The organism is Pantoea sp. GL120224-02 (assembly GCF_900215395.1).
In the GTDB taxonomy this organism is placed as follows: domain Bacteria; phylum Pseudomonadota; class Gammaproteobacteria; order Enterobacterales; family Enterobacteriaceae; genus Pantoea; species Pantoea communis.
Genome location: NZ_OBEC01000006.1, coordinates 151,046 through 171,208, shown reverse-complemented (window position 1 = coordinate 171,208; position 20,163 = coordinate 151,046). Strand labels below are relative to the sequence as shown.

The window sequence follows — 20,163 nt, the reverse complement described above, 5'->3', positions numbered from 1 at the left end:
AAACAATCCTATTGATATCGGTAATGCAGCGTGTTGCCGTCATTCTTTTCGAAGGTAACCGGCACCGCAGCGCTGCCGCCCTGTGCCTGCAGCCACTGTGAATAAACACCGGCCAGCACGGCGCTCATCGCCAGCTGCCAGCGCTCTGCACCCACCTTGCTGTCGCCCTGCGGCAGCGCATGATGCTGAATCAGAATGGCATTTTCCAGCGGCTGAAGCTGGGTGAACCCCCAACTAAAGCGCGCCAGTTGCAGATTCATCTCGCGTTCCAGATCCTGCACGGTGCGCGCTTCCGCTAAAGGATAGCGCGCTGCCAGCGATCCGCCCACATTGTTGAGGAAGCCTTCGGCTTCCTCGCCCGCGTTGTCCAGCATCCCTTCAATCATCACGCTGACCAGATCAAACCAACCCGGCTGATGCGGATGGCTGACGCGCGCGGTTGCCTGCTCACTCATTTAGTTGTCTCCGAACAGATAACGGAAGTACAGATTCGCTGTGCTCTCGTTGTAATCGCCAAAGGTGTCGTAGCCTAATTGCCCACCCACAGTGACATCTTTGTTGATCTTGTAATCCGCACCGGCGTGCAAGTTGTAGCCAATACCGTTCTTGCTCTCGCCGCTGTAGTAAGCGCTTTTCACGTAACCCTGATCGGCCAGACTCTGCATTTGTGCCTGGTAAGTCGGATCGTTCGGGAAGTAAGCGCTCTTATCCTGGCTGTAGGATTGATAACCCACCGAACCGCCCACGTTCACTTTCAGATCGTCGAACTTGCGGGAGAACTCAATCGGGAACGAGACCGATGCATAGTTCTGCGGGCTGAAGTAACCGCCCTGGCCGTAGCTGAAGTAACTCAGGTTTTTCGAGTAATCCATCCACGACAGGCTCATGCCCACCTTCAGCTCGCGATCGTCGTAGTGGAACGGACGCACATACGCACCGGCAGTCGCCTGCACGCTGTTGTTACTCGCCACGTTTTCACCAATGTAGCTGTAAGCGCCGCCGCCGACGTAGAAACCGGCATCGCCGTTATCGTAGCTCAGCAACGCATTACCGCCGTTTTTGGTCACGCGACCCCAGCGCTTACCGCTGGTTTTATCTTCCACGCCCACATAGGAGAGCAGGCTGTCGGTCATCGCACGACGTTCACCGGTGAGGATCAGCGTCAGGAAGTCAGTGAGTTTCGGTGACCACTGCACGCCCCCCACCAGGGTACTCAAATCCTGTCCCAGTGGCGTACTGCCGAGGTCGATCTTGTAGCTGTCGCCTTTCAATGCCAGGTTCAGCTCAACACCGGTGGCTTTCTGCGAATCAGTGGATGAAGACGGGACATCGTCAATTTTGGCATCGCCAGACGCCACCACATTACCCTGCACCAGGGCATTGGTGCCGAAACGACGCCACGCGTCGCCCGCCGCACTGCCCGCCGTGAGCGAGACAGGTGTCATAGTAAAGTCAAAGCGCGATTCGCCAAACGGGACGGTGGAGAAAGTCAGTGGCGCTTTGGCTTCGGTCAGTTTGCTCAGACCCGATTCGCCGTCACGACCACGTACCTGCATGCCACCCTGAATCCAGGTGCCGGTTTTCTCTTGTAGATCGTCCATCATACTGTCGATCTGGCGCAGCGTCTGGCTCTGCTGGATTGCCGGTGTATTGCTGGCCAGCGTGGTCCCCGTTGCGCTGCTGGTGACATCCGGTGCCGATTGCCATGGCATCACCGCGCCATAAGCAGACGGAGAACGTCCCACCGGCGAAGTACCCCGGTTGATGAACGGGTTATCCGCCAATGCCAGACCACCCACGCTTGGCGTATCACCGTTGGTGGCACCCTGCAGACCAATCAACTGCCCGCGCGCGCTGCGCAGATAGCTCATGGCCTGGCTGTGATTGCCGTTGGCTTCAGCCACGCGCGCCAGTAACAGCTGGCGATCCGGTGACTGCTCATTGTTCAGGCCACGTGTCAGGGTATTGGCTTTATTGACGTCATTGTTCGCCAGTGCCACGTTGATGGCACCGGTACGCGCATCTTGCGTTGGCGTATCCTGGGTCATCAGGTAGTCATACACCACACCCGCTTCTTTGTTCATCTTGCCGGACTGATACAGTCGCGCCATGGCGAACATCAGATCGCGGTTCTGTGGATCGTGCTGCAGTGCGCCCACCAGCTTGTCGTAAGCCGCGGCGTACTGCTTCTGCTCACGCAGACGATCCACTTCGTTGATCACGTAACCGTTGCGAATACCCGCCAGCTGCGTTGGTGTACTGCGCGCCTGCAACTCCGGGCTGCTGAGGAAGCTCTGCGCTTCGGTATTCAGACCCGCCTGGTTGAGCACCGCAACCTGTGCAGCGTAATCACCGGCATTCCCCTGAATGCCGCGCTGCATATTGCTGCGCACCACAGAGACAGCGGTGGTGAGATCGCCCGCTTTCGCCAGCTTCTGTGCCAGGTTACCGGCATCCACCGGGTTGGACGGAGGTGACGAGGCCAGCGCACGCAGGGTATTCGCCGCTGCAGCATTCGAGCCCTGCGCCAGATACTGATCGGCGGTGGTCATCTGCAGGTTGAAGTTCACACGCTGCGCCAGCTCGCGCATATCGCTGCTCTTGCTGCCGTTCGGTATGCGTGACAGCAGTAAACTCGCCTGCTGCCAGGCACCGCTCTCGCTGGCGTTCAATGCGCCAGCATACAGCTCTGACGTGCTGGCGCCGCTGCGCATCGACGGCTGCATGATATTGGCGGCCATCATATTATCGCCCTGTGCGCGATAAATACGCGCCAGGTCGAGGCGTAACCAGCCATCATTTGGGAAGCGCTGAATACCGCTGTTCAAGGTGGCAATCGCCGCACTGTTGTTGCCCGCCGCCAGCTCACGCTTAGCCTGCGCACGAATCGGATCGGTGCTGCTGCCGCGCGGGGCCACGCTCTGGCGCACGCTATCCGGCAGAGAAGCCAGCAGCGTGTTGGCTTCGGCACTGCGATTCTGCTGACGCAGCACGTAGAACAGGCCTTCTTTGGCGTTACGGTTGTTCGGATCGGCTTGCAGGATAGAGCGATAAGTTTGTTCTGCCTGGTCGAGTTGATTGCTGCGACGCTGCACGTCCGCGCGGAACAGCTTAGCGGAAACGCCTTTCTCGCCATCGGCCTGCGCCAGGGGTTCACTCAAGGCTAATGCCTGCGCGCTGTCACCGTTTTTCAGCGCCTGCTGCGCGGTCGCCAGTTGAGCATAGAAGCGCGCATCGGCTGCCTGCTTTTGGCGCGTCTCGCTCTGATCGCCGCCCATCTGCGCGGCGCGCGTCAGATAATCAGCCGCTTCGGCATAGCGCCCGGCACGCTGAGCCACATAGCCCATCCCTGCCAGTGCATCGGCATCCTGCGGGTTCGCCTGCAGCACTTTCTCAAAGTTGTTCTGCGCGTTGCTGACGTCACCACTGTTCAGTGCGGTGAAGCCAGCACCCTTCTCAGCGCCGCCAACATTTTTACGGTAGTAATCCATCACCGCATTGTCTTGCGGATGACGCTGCTGCCAGGTTTGGTATAGCGAGGCATCGGACGCCTGCGGGCCGAGCCACAGCAGCGCCTGACGCAGTGAACGGTCAGCATCTTTGTTGCCATCCGCCAGCGTGCCCAGCAGATCAATACCCTGACGACGGGTCGATTCCTGATAGGTCAGTGCTTTGCCGAGTGCCAGCTTCGCGCCGGTATCTTGTGGATGATCGGCCGCGAATTGACGCAGCGCTTCGACCGCCTGCGGCAGCAGCGAGCGGTCTCCGGCCATGGTCAGGTAATATTCCGCCGCCACGCTCGGTGGTGGCTCATTACCATTAAAGGTATTGCGCCAGGTTTGCAGCGAAGCTGCAATATTGCCGCTGCGGGCCTGCTGGCGCGCTAACGACAGCTGCGCTTGTGGGATGGTTTGCAGCTGACGCGCATTGTCCAGCTCGGTGAGGTGCGGATCGTTCGGCGATGCGGCACTCAGTCGCGCGCGCCACTGCGCCGCTTCCGCGCTGCTGCCGCTCTGCTGGGAATAGAGCGCCAGCAAATACAGCGCCTGAGTGTTGTTGGGTTCAACCATCAACACTTTTTGCAGCGAAGATTTGGCCAAATCGTCATGCGCTTTCTGATGCCAGTAAGCCGCCTGATCAAACAACGCTTGTAACGCAGGATTGGTGCTCTCCGCCGCCAGCAGCGGCTGAGAGAACGCCAGTGCCCCACCCAGAATCAGGGCATGACGAATACCGGCACTCAACAGATTTTTTTTCATTGTTTTTATCCTTACTTCTTGCCGGACTTGCTATCAGCTTTCGGGTTGAGGCGTCGCCATGCATGACGCTTCAGCATCGCCCATGCGCTACCGCCGACCAGCGTTGCCAGCACCAGAGCGGCCAGCGCCATCAGCACCGAATGCTGGTTGGCATACCACACCACCATCATGTACCACGGCATTTCGCCACTCGGGAACTGTGGGCCGACGCGGAAACTGCGAATACCGTTTTCATCAGTGATGATGGCGGTATCGCCACGAATGCCCGCGTTAATGCGCGCCGAGTTGAGATCTTCATGCAAACGCAGCAGCTGTTGATCGCTGGTTGCCACCGTCATCACCACCAGGCGATCGGCATTCCACGGCGAGCGGTAGCTGACAAAGCCACGCCACGCTTCGTTGGAGGAGAAGTAACGATCGGCATCCAGCTGCTGAAGGTTCCAGTCGCCGGTCAGCCAGCCACGCAGCTTGTCCCAGGTCGTCGGATCTTTCACGCCCAACGTATTACCGCTGGTCTGATAAGGCGTGTTAGCCAGCATCTGCTGATTGAATTCACTGTTCTGTGTGGTGCTCACCGCCAACAGATCACTGTCCTGCAGGCGTGTCAGGTTAGTGCCACCATTTGGCAAACCAAACAGCACCTGGTTCTGCACCAGCGGTACACCGGTCGCGTTACCCGCACGTGAAGACATATCCAGCAGCGTGGAGATCTCTGCATCGGTCGGTTTTTCTGGCAGCAGCAAGGTGGTCTGCGAGAAGTCCGCCAGACGCGAGAACGGGAATGATGCGCCAACGAAGTACGACAGGTTCGGCAGCATGGTGAAGTGACGCGTGTGGCTCAGATCGATCCACGAATCATCTTCGATGCGGCTCTTGATGTTGTTGTTGAGCAACACACCACATGGCGCGTCCGCTTTCGGTTTGATGTTGAAGTACAACGCCAGCTGGTTATCACCGTAAATCAGATACGGCTCCAGCTTCAGGGTGTAGTGCTCCTGACGGGCGTCGCCGCCCAGACGATGCCAGGCGCTCTCCAGCAAGCCGACTTTGTTTACGGTCAGGTTGCGCAGGAAGGTGCCGTTAAGCATCACGTTGAGGAACGATTTGTTCTCATCAATCCAGCTTTCCGACGGGAAGCGGTAGTGCAGCTCGACCGGAATGGTGTCGCCATCCCACATGAACAGGTCCGGCGCAGCGCGGAAGTTCACGCTCAGCGCATCGTGCCAGATGCCGGTGGTGGTCAGACTCTGATCTTTACGCAGCAGCTCGCTCAACCGCACCGGACGAGTGGTATTGATCCAGCGCGGCGCGTCATACGGCTTACGCAGGCCAATCGGCTGCGGCTGCACGTTCAGGCTGCTGGCATCGGTCGCCAGCGGTTGCGTGGTCAAACGGTTTGCCGCCTGACGCAGCTGAGCATCATCCGCACCGACAACTAACAGCAGTTTGTAAACCGGGTTGTTCGGGTTATCAATCACCTGCAACAGCGGACCGTTGGTGGCAGGTAAAGTCACAGAACCGATCTTCTCACCGGGATGACCAATCAAAATGCCGTTGTGCTCAGGCAGATCGCCACGCACCACCGGGAAACGAATGCCGCGATAGTCCGATTGAATACCCATCCATGATGCCACTAACGCCGCCGCGCTGATGCTGTCCGGCGTGGCATTGGCGGCAAAGCCAAAAGTCACGCTGGCGGGCGTCATACGCTGCGCATCCATAAACGGACGCGGGAAGTTGCGCAGGCTGGTGCCGATATTCAACTGCTGGCCTTCGAGGCTTAGCGTGGTTTTAGGCAGAATCGACACTTGATACTGCTGTGCACTCTCTTTTTCGCACAGCAGTTTGTCGGCATCGTTAATTTTGAAGCTGAGGTTGTTGCTTGAGACCACCATCGCCGCTGGAATATCCAGCTGATAGTCGCTGACATCGCTGTCGCTTGAACCCAGCGGCAAAGTGCCCAGCGGCTGACCATTCAGCATCAGCTGCAACGAGGTATTACGCGCCGCCAGTGCTGCTGAAACGCGCAGCGACAAATTCAGACGCGCGTTGGTGATCACTTCATCGCTCGGCAGAGTAAACACGATACCGGATTGCAGCTGACCGCCCGTTAAGGTGATGCCCTGCGGCTGGCCCATCTGCGCCACGGAAATGGTGCTGCTGATAGGTTGATTGAGCATCGCAGAAGCGGAAACCACGGGTGCGGCGACTGATGCCGCAGGTGCCACATCAGGCAGCACCATCTCTGGCGCTGGCGTGGTAGCAGGCGGCTCCGTCTGTGGTGCAGCCGAGTTCGTGGCGTTGGCTGCTGGCATATCCGTCGCAGCCGGGGCAGTATTTTCAGTTGCTGGTGCATTTTCAGTGGGCGCATAAGGTGTTGCACCCGCCGCCTGCTGCAACTGGGCATCCGCTTCACTCTGGATGCCTTGCGGTGGCGGCACGTTGGACAAGGCCGAACTATCCTGCGTTACCGCAGGGGTTTCTGCCCAGGCCGGGGCGAGCATCAGCGCCGTCGCCAGCGAGCTTGCCAGCAACGTTTGCGTCAAATTCTTCATACTGCGCTGTCCTCTTTCACTGCCGACTGGTTTTCACGCTTATGCTTCTCACGGCGATCTTTCCAGGTCAGCCAGAACAGCTCAAATACGGTACGAATAATGGTGCCCAGCGATACCAGCGGGTTGTCCTGCTTATACTCGGGCTGGATCCACGCATCGGCGCGCGCCAGTACCACACGCACCAGCTCACGACGACGCGATAGCGGCATATCACCAAAGCGCAGACGAATGGTCTCTTCATCGCCGGAGATTTTGCTCACCGGAATAGTGATGGCACCGGATTTCAGCAGCAGATCAATCTCTTCAATTTCATCATGCTCATGACGGTTGTCCGGTGCATCCAGTTGCGCGCCGCCCATCGACAGGTCGCTGGTTTGGGTGCGTGATGAGATACCGCTGGCGTAGTGAATCACCGCCGGAATCTGCACTTCGATACGAATGGTTTTACGCACCTGTTTGGTTTCGCGCGCCACGGCAATCGCCGCCATCAGGATGATCAGGCTGAACACCGCCCAGCCGACGTTGAGGGCGATAACATAGGGATCAACACCGAAGTAATCATGTGCTGTTGCACGCACCACACCCGCGACGATACCAATGGTCAGCAGTACCGCGACAATCACATGGGGGCGGACGATGTGGAAATCGAAGAAGCCCTGGTCCAGCAGGCCCCCCTTATCCGTTACGTTAAATTTACCGCGCTTTGGTGCCAGCATGGTCAGCAACGTCGGGATCACGAGGTGGAAGCACATCACGGTTTCGTAGATTTCACCCCAGAAGGTGTAACGGAACTTGCCGTTCATGCGGGAGTTGACGTACAGCGACATCACCAGATGCGGCAATACGTAGGCGAAGATCAGCGACGCCGACGAGTGGATAATGTTCAGGTTGAACAGCAGGTACGCCAGCGGCGCGGTCAGGAATGCCACGCGCGGCAGACCGAACTGGAAGTGCAGCATGGCGTTGAGGTAGCAGAGACGCTGCTGCCATTTCAGACCACGGCCAAACAGCGGATTATCCACACGGAAGATCTGCGTCATGCCACGCGCCCAGCGGTTACGCTGAACCACGTGCAAACCGAGACGCTCGGTGGCCAGACCCGCAGCCAGCGGAATCGCCAGGAAGGCAGACCCCCAACCCAGGCGCTGCATTTTCAATGCGGTGTGCGCATCTTCGGTCACGGTTTCCACCGCAAATCCACCAATCTCTTCCAGCGCGCTACGGCGAATCACCGCACAGGAACCGCAGAAGAAGGTGGCGTTCCAGTTGTCGTTACCCTGCTGAACCGGGCCGTAGAACAGCGCGCCTTCGTTCGGAATGGTACGCGCTGCACGCAGGTTACGTTCAAACGGGTCCGGTGAATAGAAATAGTGTGGCGTCTGCAACAGCGCCAGCTTGGGATCGTTCAGGAACGGACCGACGGTCGCCTGCAGGAAAGTACGGGTGGCGACGTGGTCACAGTCAAAGATGCAGATCAGCTCACCCTTGGTGATTTTCATCGCATGGTTGAGGTTACCGGCTTTCGCATGACTGTTGTCGTCACGGGTGATATAGCCCACCCCTACATCGGCGGCAAAAACCGCAAACTCGCTGCGCTTGCCGTCATCCAGCAGATAGACCTTGAGCTTGTCACGCGGATAATCGATGCACTGCGCCGCCAGCACGGTATCACGCACTACGTCGAGGCTTTCGTTATAGGTCGGGACATAGACGTCAACGGTAGGCCACAGGCTGGTATCGTCCGGCAACGGTTCAATGGTGCGTTTTAATGGCCAGGTGGTTTGCAGGAAGCCGAGAATCAGAATCAGCCAGACATACAGTTCGGCCAGATATAAGCCGATGCCGAGAATCGCTTCAATCTCGGAATTAAACTGCAGCGTCTCCGTGGTGCGCCACCTGATATATCGGGTCGACATCAGCGCAGAAAGGATAACCATGATGACAGTTATTTTGCGGCTTTTGCTGAAGCCCAGTAAAAACATCATCCCGATGCTGATTAAGCCAAAAATATATTGTTTTTGGCTGTCCATAGGCGTGATGACGATTACCGCGGCCACAGGTGCAAGCACCAGCAGCAGCAGGTAAAACCCGAGTTTACTCATGATTCACCCTAAAGAAGCTGTGTTGTTATTATTGCTAATACCGCCAGGCAAATGCCTGGCGATTAATAATGGCTGCGGATAGGTGCCTGAACTTCACCGTTACCCACGGTAATATTCAGGATATTGGCTACGCGCTTCGCCACCAGTTCGATATCAAACGCTGCCGCGGATGCCGGGCTGAAATCATAAACTGATTGTTGTGAAGCATTGGCTTCCGCGACGCTTTCATCACGATGCACCACGCCTAATAAATTCTCGCCCAAACGCTGCTGCATAAAGCCAGTGACTTCACGGCTAATATTGCGGCGATTGTCACTTTGGTTAAGCACGAAATAATGACCACGCTTATTATTGAGTGGCTGACCTATCATGCGGTCATTTTCAATTTGCGGCAGTAAAGAGACCGAGGCGGTATCTGCCAGCATCACCACTAAATGCATATCGGCCAAAGCGGCCATGGCTTTAAGTGCCGGACCTGGGCCTGGCGGGAAATCGGCAATAATGACCAGTCCCGGATAATTTAAAACCGTGTCCAGACCGCGGCGCAGGAAATGCGGATCTTTAATCAGGTTCTCTTCAAAACGCTCACGCTGATCTTCGGTCACATCGCCATAAGGCATGACGAAAATATTACCGCCGGTGGTGAGGATGGATTGGCTCCAGTCAGCCTGCTCTTCAGAGCGCGCAACAAAGCCGCGACCATCGTGCAGTGGCACACCAAAATGCAGGCGCAATGCGTTCTGGACATCGAAATCGATTGCCAACACCTTGCTGCCAGCGCGAGCCAGGCTCCATGCAAGGTTGGCCGCCATGGTGGTTTTCCCTACTCCCCCTTTTGGCGAGCACACACAAACTAACGGCATAGCGCAATCTTCTCCAATAGCGGTTTTAAGGGTGTTTCTTTTGAAAGATGAGCAGGTTCCGTCGCACGCGAGCGGAACAGAGCACCAAAACGTGAGGGTGCAGAAGCTGCCGGACGCGCCGGTTCAACCGGAGCGGTAAAGGTAGACGCGGGCGCACTGAACGTTGTTGAAGCCTGCGGCGCTTCAGCCGATGTCGCGGCAATCGGTGAGGCTAAAGGCGCTGGAGCAGGGTTCGCTACAGGTGCGGGAGCCGGCGTCACTGTAGGTACCGCAGCGATAGGTGCGGATGCAGATAAAGGTGCAGCCGCCGGTTTCGCTGGCGGCGGTGGAAACAGCGACGTCGTGGCCTGACGCTCAACATGGGTCGCTTTCGGTGCCTGTGAGATCACAGAAGGCGCCGGTTTAGCCGCGGGTGCAGGCGGGAAGAGAGACGAGACTCCCGCAGGCGACGTGGCTGGCACAGGTTCTGCAGGCGCAGTGGCCGCCAGGCTGTCGAGAATCGAACCGCGTGAAGTGCTGGCCGCAGGTGAAATTGCCGCCGGTGCAGCAGCGGGTGCGCTGAACTCATCACCGCGAATCGGCTGCGGCTGTGGCAGGTCAATACGCTGGCCGCTGCCTAACTCAGGCTCATTATCGGTCGCTAATTGGCGAATGATCGCCCACTGGCTGTGATCCGCTTCCTGCGATTGCCCAGACATATCCTTAAAAGCGATATCGAGCGTTTTGGTCTTTTCTTTAAAACGCTGCAGATCGTCGTAATTCTTCATGATCAGAGCCTGTAAAAGCGGGAGGGAATTTTCCGCGAATATATCACACACATTAAAAGAGAGTGAGGGAATTCTGATTACAAAAACGGCGTATTCAACAAAAGACTTTTATCAATATGATTGAAATTCTGGCAATGCAAAAAGCGTGCAGATATTAAGGCCGGAGATTTATTAATATCGATTAACTGAAATAATAACGACAAAAACATTCACCTAAGCTACTGATATGAAGCAGAAGTGGTTCAAGTTGCGGATTTAACAGGTGCGTGATTATGCTCACATAATCCTGACGCTATTCAGAATTTGCCTTAACGATTTAACCCCTAATCAGGACCAATCGATTACTGATGCACTGGAGTAATACATTTCCAGACGCTTCTGGCAGAAACATTTCTCTTGTTAGCATCCCTGAAGTATAACGCAGGAAAAAATAAAGGCTCCCGCAGGAGCCTTTATTCATTTTTGGCGTTGTTAATTACACGCCCACTGGCTGATTCTCGTCCTGATCCACCGCGAAACAGGCAATTTGCTGCTCGCCATATTGCTTAAGTTTGGGCTGCAACTGGACGCAGGTACCAAAGCGGCGGCGGCAGCGCGCGTTAAACGCACAGCCCGGCGGCGGATTGAGTGGACTTGGCAGTTCGCCGGTCAATTTAATCCTTTCACGACGCTCATCTGGATTCAAACGTGGCGTGGCTGACAACAAGGCCTGCGTATAAGGATGACGCGGATTGCTGAAAATGGCCTCTTTACTGCCGCGCTCAACGCAACGACCTAAATACATCACCATCACTTCGTCTGCGATATGCTCCACCACCGACAAATCATGAGAAATGAACACATAGGACAAACCCAAATCCTGCTGCAAATCCATCATCAGGTTGAGCACCTGCGCACGCACGGAAACGTCGAGCGCGGATACCGGCTCATCAGCAATCAGCACGTCCGGATCGAGCATCAGCCCGCGCGCGATGGCGATACGCTGACGCTGGCCACCGGAAAACATATGCGGATAGCGATCGTAATGCTCGGTTTTCAGGCCCACCTTCGCCATCATCTCCAGCGTTTTCTCGCGACGTTCCGCTTTAGTCAGAGAGGTGTTAATCACCAGCGGTTCTTCGAGAATCTGGCTGATTTTTTTGCGCGGATTAAGCGAGCCGTACGGGTTCTGGAACACGATCTGGATCTTCTGACGACGCAGTTTTTGCGCCTGTGGATCGTGTTTCAGCAAATCCTGACCATGCCAGTAGAGCTGGCCCTCGGTTGGCGTTTCAATCATGGTCAGCAAGCGACCAAGTGTGGATTTACCACAGCCCGACTCACCGACCACCGCCAGCGTTTTGCCGCGTTCAAGGTTGAACGAGACGCCATCCAGCGCTTTCACCAGACGCTCCTGGCCAAACAGCCCTTTCTTCACCGGGTAGTGTTTTTTCAGGTCGATCGCCTGCAGCAGGTAATCCTGCTTAGTGTTATCAAGACTCATAAGTCGGTCTCCCGGCATCATCCAGTGGGAAATGGCATTTAGACTGGCGACCCGGAATGTCACGCAGTTCAGGTTCTTCACGACGGCAGCGTTCGGTCACATACGGACAGCGCGGATTGAGCAGACAGCCGGTAGGACGATCATATTTGCCCGGCACCACACCCGGCAGCGAAGCCAGACGCGCTTTATCTGCGGCAAACTCCGGCAACGCGCGCAGCAGCGCTTGGGTGTAGGGATGACGCGGGGCTTTGAAGATATCCACCGCTTTCCCGCTTTCCACCACCTGTCCGGCGTACATCACGATGATGTGCTGCGCGGCTTCTGCCACCAGCGCCAAATCGTGGGTAATCAGGATCAGCGCCATGTTCTCCTGCTTCTGCAACTCCAGCAGCAGTTCGATGATTTGCGCCTGAATGGTCACATCCAGTGCAGTTGTCGGTTCATCAGCAATCAGCAGCTTGGGTTTGCAGGCGATCGCCATCGCGATCATCACGCGCTGGCTCATACCGCCCGACAACTGATGCGGATAAACATCAAGACGAGAGGCCGGATCGGGAATACCGACCTGATCCAGCAGGTCGATAGCACGCTGACGGCGCGTGCTTTTGCTGCCGCCCTGATGCACCTTCAGCGCTTCCATGATCTGGAAGCCCACGGTGTAGCACGGGTTGAGGCTGGTCATCGGGTCCTGGAAGATCATCGCCACTTCTGCGCCCACCAACTGGCGGCGCTCTTTTTCAGAGATCTTCTGCAAGTCGCGCTGGTTGAACTCCAGCTTTTCCGCCATCACACGACCGGGATAATCAATCAGGCCCATAATCGCCAGCGAGCTGACCGACTTACCCGAGCCGGATTCACCCACAATCCCCACCACCTGGCCTTGTTCAACCTGGTAGCTGATACGGTCTACTGCACGGAACGGTGTTTTTTCGTCGCCGAAGTGCACCGACAGTTTTTCTACATTTAATAGTGCCATCTCGGTGCCTCTTTACTGCTTGAGTTTCGGGTCGAGTGCATCACGCAAACCATCGCCCATGAGGTTGAATGCCAGCACGGTGAGCAGGATGACGACACCAGGGAACGTCACCACCCACCAGGCACTTTGCGCATACTGCAACACGTCGGAGAGCATGGTGCCCCACTCCGGCGTTGGCGGTTGCGCCCCCATTCCGAGAAAGCCCAACGCCGCCATATCGAGGATGGCGTTGGAGAAACCTAATGACGCCTGCACGATCAGCGGTGCCAGGCAGTTAGGCAGAATATTGACGAACATCTGGCGCAGCGTACCGGCACCCGCCACGCTGGAGGCGGTGACGTAATCGCGGTTTACTTCCACCAGCACCGCAGCACGCGTAAGACGGATATAGTGCGGCAGCGCGACGAAGGTGATCGCCAGCGAGGCGTTGACAATCGACGGACCAAAAATCGCCACCAGCACCAATGCCAGCAGCAGGCTTGGCAGCGCCAGCATGATATCCACCAGACGCATGATCACCGCGTCGACGACGCCGCCGAGGTAACCTGCCATCAGACCAAACACCACGCCAAGGATCAGCGACAGCACTACCACCAGACAGCCAACCAGCAGCGATAAACGTGCGCCGAACATCAGGCGTGACAGCACATCACGGCCCACGTCATCGGTGCCAAAGATAAATTTCCAGCTGCCGCCTTCCTGCCACACCGGCGGATGCAGCAGCGCATCACGGAACTGCTCTGACGGCGCATGCGGCGCCAGCACATCAGCGAAGATGGCGATCAGCAGCATCAGAATGATGTAAACCAGGCCAATCACCGCGCCTTTATTGCGTTTGAAGTAGTGCCAGAATTCCTGAATCGGGGTCATCGGCTTGGGTGCAGCGCTTACGCTTGCGGGATCAACAGTTGTCATGATGCCCCCTTATTTCTTATGTCGAATGCGCGGATTGACCACGCCGTACAACAGATCAACCAGCAGGTTGACCACGATGATCAGAATTGCCACCAGCAATACGCCGCCCTGCACCACCGGATAGTCACGGCGCTGCAATGCTTCGATTAGCCAGCGACCCAGTCCCGGCCACGAGAAGATGGTTTCTGTCAGAATCGCACCGGCCAGCAGGGTGCCGACCTGTAAACCGATAACCGTTACCACCGGCAGCATCGCGTTGCGCAGTGCATGCACTACGATGACGCGCATACGCGTCAGGCCTTTAGCGCGCGCAGTGCGGATATAATCTTCACCCAGCACTTCCAGCATTGAAGAACGCGTCATACGCACGATCACCGCCAGCGGGATAGTGCCCAGCACAATGGCCGGCAAAATCATGTGCATCACCGCATCTTTGAAATCGCCCTCTTCACCCCACAGCAGCGTATCAATCAGCATAAAACCGGTGAGTGGGTGGCTGTCATCAAGGAAAATCGTGTCACTGACACGCCCGGATACCGGTGTCAGGTTGAGCTGCACCGATACCAGCATGATCAGCATGATGCCCCACCAGAAAATCGGCATGGAGTAACCGGTCAGGGAGATGCCCACTGCAGTGTGGTCAAACACCGAACCGCGTTTTACCGCCGCCAGCACGCCAACCGGAATGCCCACCGCAATCGCGAAGAGCATCGCGCAGATGCCGAGTTCCAGCGTGGCTTTGAAACGAGGGACGAACTCATCCCATACCGGGATGCGGCTTTTCAGCGAGATGCCGAGATCGCCGTGCAGCACACCATTAATGTAGGTGATGTACTGTTTCCACATCGGCTGGTCGAGGCCAAATTGGGCCATCAGCTGGGCGTGACGCTCGGGAGAGATACCGCGTTCGCCAGCCATGATCAGCACCGGGTCACCGGGGATCAGATGGACAAACGCAAAGGTCAGTAAGGTAATACCGATGAACGTTGGGATGACAAGGCCCAGACGTCGGAGTATGAATTGCAGCATAAGCCGGATTCTCAGTCATTTCCCGTGGCGTTGCCGCCAGGGACTACATTGCTCACAACACGCAGCCGACAATGCCGGACGCGACGCAAGAAGCGCTTCAATATAAGAAATTAGCCGGAAAAAAAGTGCGGAGACCGGGCGGCAAAGGTGCCGCCCGAGGGCCAGCAGCGCTGGCCCAGACCGCGATAATCCGAAAGGTTATTCCTGGATATCGACGTTTTCGAAGTGATGTTTACCTAATGGATCAACCACATAGCCAGTCACTTTCTTGCTCACCGGCTCATACACGGTGGAGTGAGCAATAATCAGCGCCGGAGCCTGGTCATGCATCACTACCTGAGCCTGTTTGTAGAGCTCAATACGTTTGTTGTGATCGGCTTCAGCACGTGCAGGCTGAATCAGATCTTCAAACGGCTTGTAGCACCAGCGTGAGTAGTTAGAGCCGTCTTTGGCGGCGGCACAGCTAAACAGGGTGGCGAAGAAGTTGTCCGGATCCCCATTGTCACCGGTCCAGCCCATCATGACAGTCTGGTGTTCACCGGCTTTGGCGCGTTTCAGGTACTCGCCCCACTCGAAGGTGACGATCTTGGCTTTCACGCCAATTTTCGCCCAGTCAGCCTGAACCATTTCCGCCATACGACGGGCGTTCGGGTTGTAAGGACGCTGTACCGGCATCGCCCACAGGTCGATAGAGAAACCATCCGGCATGCCGGCTTCTTTCAGCAGCTCTTTCGCTTTGGCAGGATCGTAAGCGTAATCTTTCACATCGTCGTTGTAGCCCCACATTGTTGGTGGGATCAGGTTTTTCGCGGCCTGGCCAGCGCCCTGATACACAGCGTCGATGATGGCTTGTTTGTTCACCGCCATGGTCAGTGCCTGACGCACTTTCACGTTATCCAGCGGTTTTTTCTCGGTGTTGAATGACAGGTAACCGACGTTCAGACCAGGCTGCTCCATCAGGTTAATTTTGTCATCTTTCTTCATGCTGGCGATGTCAGCCGGGTTCGGGTACGGCATCACCTGGCACTCACCCTTCTGCAGTTTGGCGTAACGCACAGACGCATCAGGCGTGATAGAGAACACCAGACGATCAATCTTCGGCTTGGTGCCCCAGAAGTCCGGGTTGGCTTTATACAGAATGCGAGAATCTTTCTGATACTGCTGCAGCACGAATGGACCGGTGCCCACTGGATTGAGGTCCAGCTTCTCTGGCGTGCCGGCTTTTAGCATGTTGTCCGCATACTCTTTTGACAGGATCGAGGCGAAGTCCATGCCGAGGTCAGCAATGAACGGTGCTTCAGGACGGCTCAGGGTGAAGCGTACGGTGTAGTCGTCAACTTTCTCGATTTTCTCGATCAGCTTCGGCATATCCATACCTTCAAAGTATTCGTAGCTGCCGCCCGATACACCGTGGTACTTGTTGTTTTTGTCGAGCTGGCGCTCGAAGGAGAACACGACGTCGTCAGCGTTGAAGGTACGCGTTGGCTTAAAGTCTTTGGTGGTTTGCCACTTCACGCCTTTACGCAGATGGAAGGTATAGGTTTTACCATCTTCGCTAACGTCCCATTTTTCAGCCAGGCCAGGCTGCAGCTCGGTAGTACCGGTTTTGAACTCAACCAGACGGTTGTAGATCGGCACGGAGCTGGCATCGTAAGTGGTACCCGATGTGAAGAGCTGTGGGTTGAAGCCTTCCGGCGAACCTTCTGAACAATATACAAGGGTTTTCGCCTGGACACCCGCGGCAACAGTCATAGCAATCAGGCTAAGACCGACCTTCAGCATCCTGGATTTAGCCAGGGAGTTGATCATGTTTTGCTCCATTGTGATGTGATGTTGTGTGCGTCGCCCGACCTCTGAATTTTTTTATGCGGTTCGGGCAGCATGCGAGTGGTTTTTTTTGTCATCCGATAGCCAATGGCTCCTCAGAATCGCCCTACTCTGCATGTTATTGACGCATCAATTTGTCAACAGTTGCAAAGAACGTCAATACAAGGTGGGGTTATTTACACAGAGTGTGAGTAAGTGCAAGCAACGATAAAAAACAGGGTTATTGCGCTGAGCCAAAATTTAAAAAGGTGATAAAGCGCGCAATGCCGCGTGATTGTCTGGCTATACAGTCAAATGACAGTGATTATCACCGCTAAAAAACACACAAAAGTTATTGGTAAACGTCGAATAACTGAACGATTCGTCGTGCGTTATGACGTTCAGGCAGCGAAATATGCTGGGGTAATGGCATAAGAAATCAGCAAAAAGCAATAATCGGTCATAAGAAGAATGTGTCGCGAATTAAGCGTGCAGGGTTGATTGCGTGAGGGGTCGAGTCGGTAAAGTTGGAATAATAGCGGGTAAATGTGATTTGTCGGATGGGATAGGTGAATTACAAGGTTAGGTGCAAACAACATCGCTTTTAAATGGTGCGCTGCTCAGGGAAGGCGGCTCGATCGCAAAGACGGCGTAAATACATCCCTGTAGCCTCGGTCGCCGCATCCCTGCGGCGAACGCTTTGCTCCCCGAGCCCCCTTCCCATCGCTCATCAGCATTGATGCTGCTGTTTTGAAAAGCAGCACGCATCTAAGCAACAGCATGTTTTCTTTATGACAGCACGCACAAAGCCGAATGTTCGCTTCCTAAAGCAAGCACAGAATCAAACGAAGGAGGGAATGCGGGGCCGCGGAGTAAAGCGTTACACGCCATGGATGGCGTGTGTCGAGCGATCAGGGACGAGACAGCGACTTTACGCAGCGGCCCCGTATTCACTCCTGGCTGCACCAGCTCCGCTTTTAAAACCCCGCACAAACTTAACAACTCCGCCCCTGGCAACAAACACAAAGCCAAATGTTCACTTCCAAAAGCGCGCACAGAATCAGATGAAGGAGGGAATGCGGGGCCGCGGAGTAAAGCGTTACACGCCAGGGATGGCGTGTGTCGAGCGATCAGGGACGAGACAGCGACTTTACGCAGCGGCCCCGTATTTACTCCTGACTGCACCAGCTCCGCTTTTAAAACCTCGCACAAACTTAACAACTCCGCCCCTGGCAACAAACACAAAGCAAAATGTTCACTTCCAAAAGCGCGCACAGAATCAAATGAAGGAGGGAATGCGGGGCCGCGGAGTAAAGCGTTACACGCCATGGATGGCGTGTGTCGAGCGATCAGGGACGAGGCAGCGACTTTACGCAGCGGCCCCGTATTCACTCCTGGCTGCACCGACTCCGCGATCGACAGACGAAAAAAAACCTGCTTTTTCAAGCAGGTTTCTTCAAATATGGTCGGCGAGAGAGGATTCGAACCTCCGACCCACTGGTCCCAAACCAGTTGCGCTACCAAGCTGCGCTACTCGCCGATGGGGGCGAATATTACTGCTCCCCCTTGGGAGCGTCAATCCCTTTTCCGTAAAATCCGCCCGATCGCCTGGAAAGCAAACAGCGCCGCAAAAAGCCCAGCCGCTCAACACCTTCCAGAAAACCCTTACAACGCTTTAGCAGGCGTCGCCGCTGGTGCCTGACACCAGTTATTCGCCGCTTTAATCCCGCCATCCGGCGAACTGTAGCCCAGGCAGCCTAAAATGGTATCGAACAACTCAACATGACGATGGGTTTTCCCTACGCGCTGCTGCGCCTGCAAACGCTCGAAGTTACTGCGGTTGGTGGGATCTTCGAGATATTTATCAGAGGCCCAAACCATCATCGGCACGCGGAACTGCTCCGGCGGCGCCATCTCACGCGGCGTGCCGTGTAAGTGCATATTATCGCTGATCGACTCACCATGATCGGCGGCATAAAACACAATCGCCTTCTTATCACGCAACTGATCGAGCACGCTATCCAGCATGGTATCGACGTAAAGAATCGAGTTGTCATAAGCATTGATCAACTGCGCTTTACTACAGGTCTCATCCACGCCCATACATTCCGGCTGATAACGGGCGAAGCTGCGCGGATAGCGCTGTGAATACAGATAATGCGAACCCTTAGTGTGCAACACCACCAGATGCTTACCTTTCGGGAAACGTTGCAGCGAGGCCTGCAGTTCTGGCACCAGCAGCATGTCATCCACCGCTTTACCCTGATTACGCTTCTCAGAACCAATCTGCTCACGGAACGAGAAATTATTCACATCGGCGTTATCGTAGAACCACACTTCACTCTGCATGGCGAACAGCTCAGAGGTAAAGCCCAGCTCCTTCATCACCGCAAAAACGTTCTGCTCTTTCAGCGTGCGGCCAGGATTATCCATGGTGCCGCCCTCGCGCACGAACATGCAGCGCAGCGACAGCTTAGTGGCGGTATCGCAAGACTCACCGCGGAACGCCACCAGGTTTTTCTCTTTAGAAAGCTTCGGCGTGGTATCGCGGTCATAGCCCAGCAAACCCATGTGGTCCCAGCGCGTGGTCTCGCCAATCACAAACACCACATAGGTATCATCAATGCCCGGCGGTGCCACGTAAGTAAACTTCTTCGCTGGATCGAGCAGTTCCGCCCCATCCATCTCTTCATCGACTTTGGTCCAGGCAAACAGACCTAGCGCCGCAATCCAGTTAGAAGGCAAATACGAGTGCGCCACCACCCCGCCGTAACTTGGCAGGTCGATATTGGTGATCTCTTCATTCACTTTTTGCAGTTTGTCGAAGTAGCGAATCGGCAACCACACCAGCGCTACGCTCAACAGCATGATCAGCGCAGGCTTCAGACGCTGGCCCGGCGTTTTCAATTGCTCAATCAAGGTCTGGCTAAGGTTATTACGCCAAATCAGCAGCAGCGGCAGCGCGCTGACCAGCACCATCCACAGCACAAAGCGCATGCCGACCACTTCTTTAGAGAGATCGACATCAGTGGTCATCACTGAGGCCACGATGCCGTAGCCGATCACCACATTAAAGAAAGCCATGTAATAGGCGGCAGCCACGGAAATTACCACGGTTAACGTGGCAAGGATGCGATAAACCCACTTACCGCCCAGCGATAGCAGACGCATCAGGAAAAACGTCAGCAGCACCGCAGCGGTCACTTCTGCGACCGCAGAAAGCCAGTTAGAGAGGGTGGATTTCGTTAGGAAGCCGTCAAATCGGCGATAAAAAATTGGCAAATTCAACAAGATGCCGAGATAGAGCGCAAGCAACAGCGACAGCTTTTGCTGCGTTAACGTTTTGATATAATTCATTTACTTATTCATTCCTGACCCGGTGTCAATAAACCAACCTTAAATGGGACT

The 20,163-nt window shown here is 55.6% G+C and carries 12 protein-coding genes and 1 tRNA gene; all 13 read right to left on the bottom strand.

Annotated elements, in window-relative coordinates; translation table 11 throughout:
- Positions 1-8: 8 nt before the first annotated feature.
- Positions 9-455 carry a cellulose biosynthesis protein BcsD gene (gene bcsD / locus CRO33_RS13725; protein WP_097118492.1) on the bottom strand — a complete coding sequence of 149 codons (447 nt, stop codon included), beginning with the start codon at positions 453-455 and terminating at the stop codon, positions 9-11.
- Positions 456-4,259 carry a cellulose biosynthesis protein BcsC gene (locus CRO33_RS13720; protein ID WP_097118491.1) on the bottom strand — a complete coding sequence of 1,268 codons (3,804 nt, stop codon included), beginning with the start codon at positions 4,257-4,259 and terminating at the stop codon, positions 456-458.
- Between the two features lie 11 nt (positions 4,260-4,270).
- The gene (gene bcsB, locus CRO33_RS13715) at positions 4,271-6,814 is read right to left on the bottom strand and encodes a cellulose biosynthesis cyclic di-GMP-binding regulatory protein BcsB (protein ID WP_097118490.1); all 2,544 of its coding nucleotides are present in this window, start codon (positions 6,812-6,814) and stop codon (positions 4,271-4,273) included.
- Positions 6,811-8,916, bottom strand: coding sequence for a UDP-forming cellulose synthase catalytic subunit (bcsA, locus tag CRO33_RS13710; protein ID WP_097118489.1), 2,106 nt, complete (start codon positions 8,914-8,916; stop codon positions 6,811-6,813). Before bcsA ends, bcsB begins: the two co-directional genes overlap by 4 nt.
- 62 nt (positions 8,917-8,978) lie before the next feature.
- A complete protein-coding gene (bcsQ, locus tag CRO33_RS13705) occupies positions 8,979-9,779 on the bottom strand; it encodes a cellulose biosynthesis protein BcsQ (protein ID WP_034827788.1) in 801 nt (266 codons plus the stop codon).
- On the bottom strand, positions 9,770-10,546 hold the full coding sequence (gene bcsO, locus CRO33_RS13700) for a cellulose biosynthesis protein BcsO (protein ID WP_097118488.1): 777 nt from the start codon (positions 10,544-10,546) through the stop codon (positions 9,770-9,772). The genes bcsQ and bcsO overlap by 10 nt, the downstream gene beginning before the upstream one ends.
- Positions 10,547-11,021: 475 nt before the next feature.
- Positions 11,022-12,029: a dipeptide ABC transporter ATP-binding subunit DppF gene (gene dppF / locus CRO33_RS13695; protein ID WP_097118487.1), complete on the bottom strand. Its 1,008-nt coding sequence runs from the start codon at positions 12,027-12,029 to the stop codon at positions 11,022-11,024.
- Positions 12,019-13,005, bottom strand: coding sequence for a dipeptide ABC transporter ATP-binding protein (gene dppD, locus CRO33_RS13690; RefSeq protein ID WP_038643846.1), 987 nt, complete (start codon positions 13,003-13,005; stop codon positions 12,019-12,021). Before dppD ends, dppF begins: the two co-directional genes overlap by 11 nt.
- A gap of 12 nt (positions 13,006-13,017) precedes the next feature.
- Positions 13,018-13,920 (bottom strand): dipeptide ABC transporter permease DppC, encoded by a 903-nt coding sequence (dppC, locus tag CRO33_RS13685; protein ID WP_034827779.1) that lies wholly within the window; start codon positions 13,918-13,920, stop codon positions 13,018-13,020.
- A 9-nt stretch (positions 13,921-13,929) separates the two neighbouring features.
- Complete coding sequence (gene dppB / locus CRO33_RS13680; protein WP_034827777.1) at positions 13,930-14,949, bottom strand: dipeptide ABC transporter permease DppB; 1,020 nt, start codon at positions 14,947-14,949, stop codon at positions 13,930-13,932.
- A gap of 198 nt (positions 14,950-15,147) precedes the next feature.
- Positions 15,148-16,758, bottom strand: coding sequence for a dipeptide ABC transporter periplasmic-binding protein DppA (gene dppA, locus CRO33_RS13675; protein WP_034827775.1), 1,611 nt, complete (start codon positions 16,756-16,758; stop codon positions 15,148-15,150).
- 1,460 nt (positions 16,759-18,218) lie between these two features.
- Positions 18,219-18,295: transfer RNA gene (locus CRO33_RS13670), tRNA-Pro, on the bottom strand.
- Positions 18,296-18,420: 125 nt separating this feature from the next.
- Positions 18,421-20,112, bottom strand: coding sequence for a kdo(2)-lipid A phosphoethanolamine 7''-transferase (gene eptB / locus CRO33_RS13665; RefSeq protein ID WP_097118486.1), 1,692 nt, complete (start codon positions 20,110-20,112; stop codon positions 18,421-18,423).
- Positions 20,113-20,163: the final 51 nt, after the last annotated feature.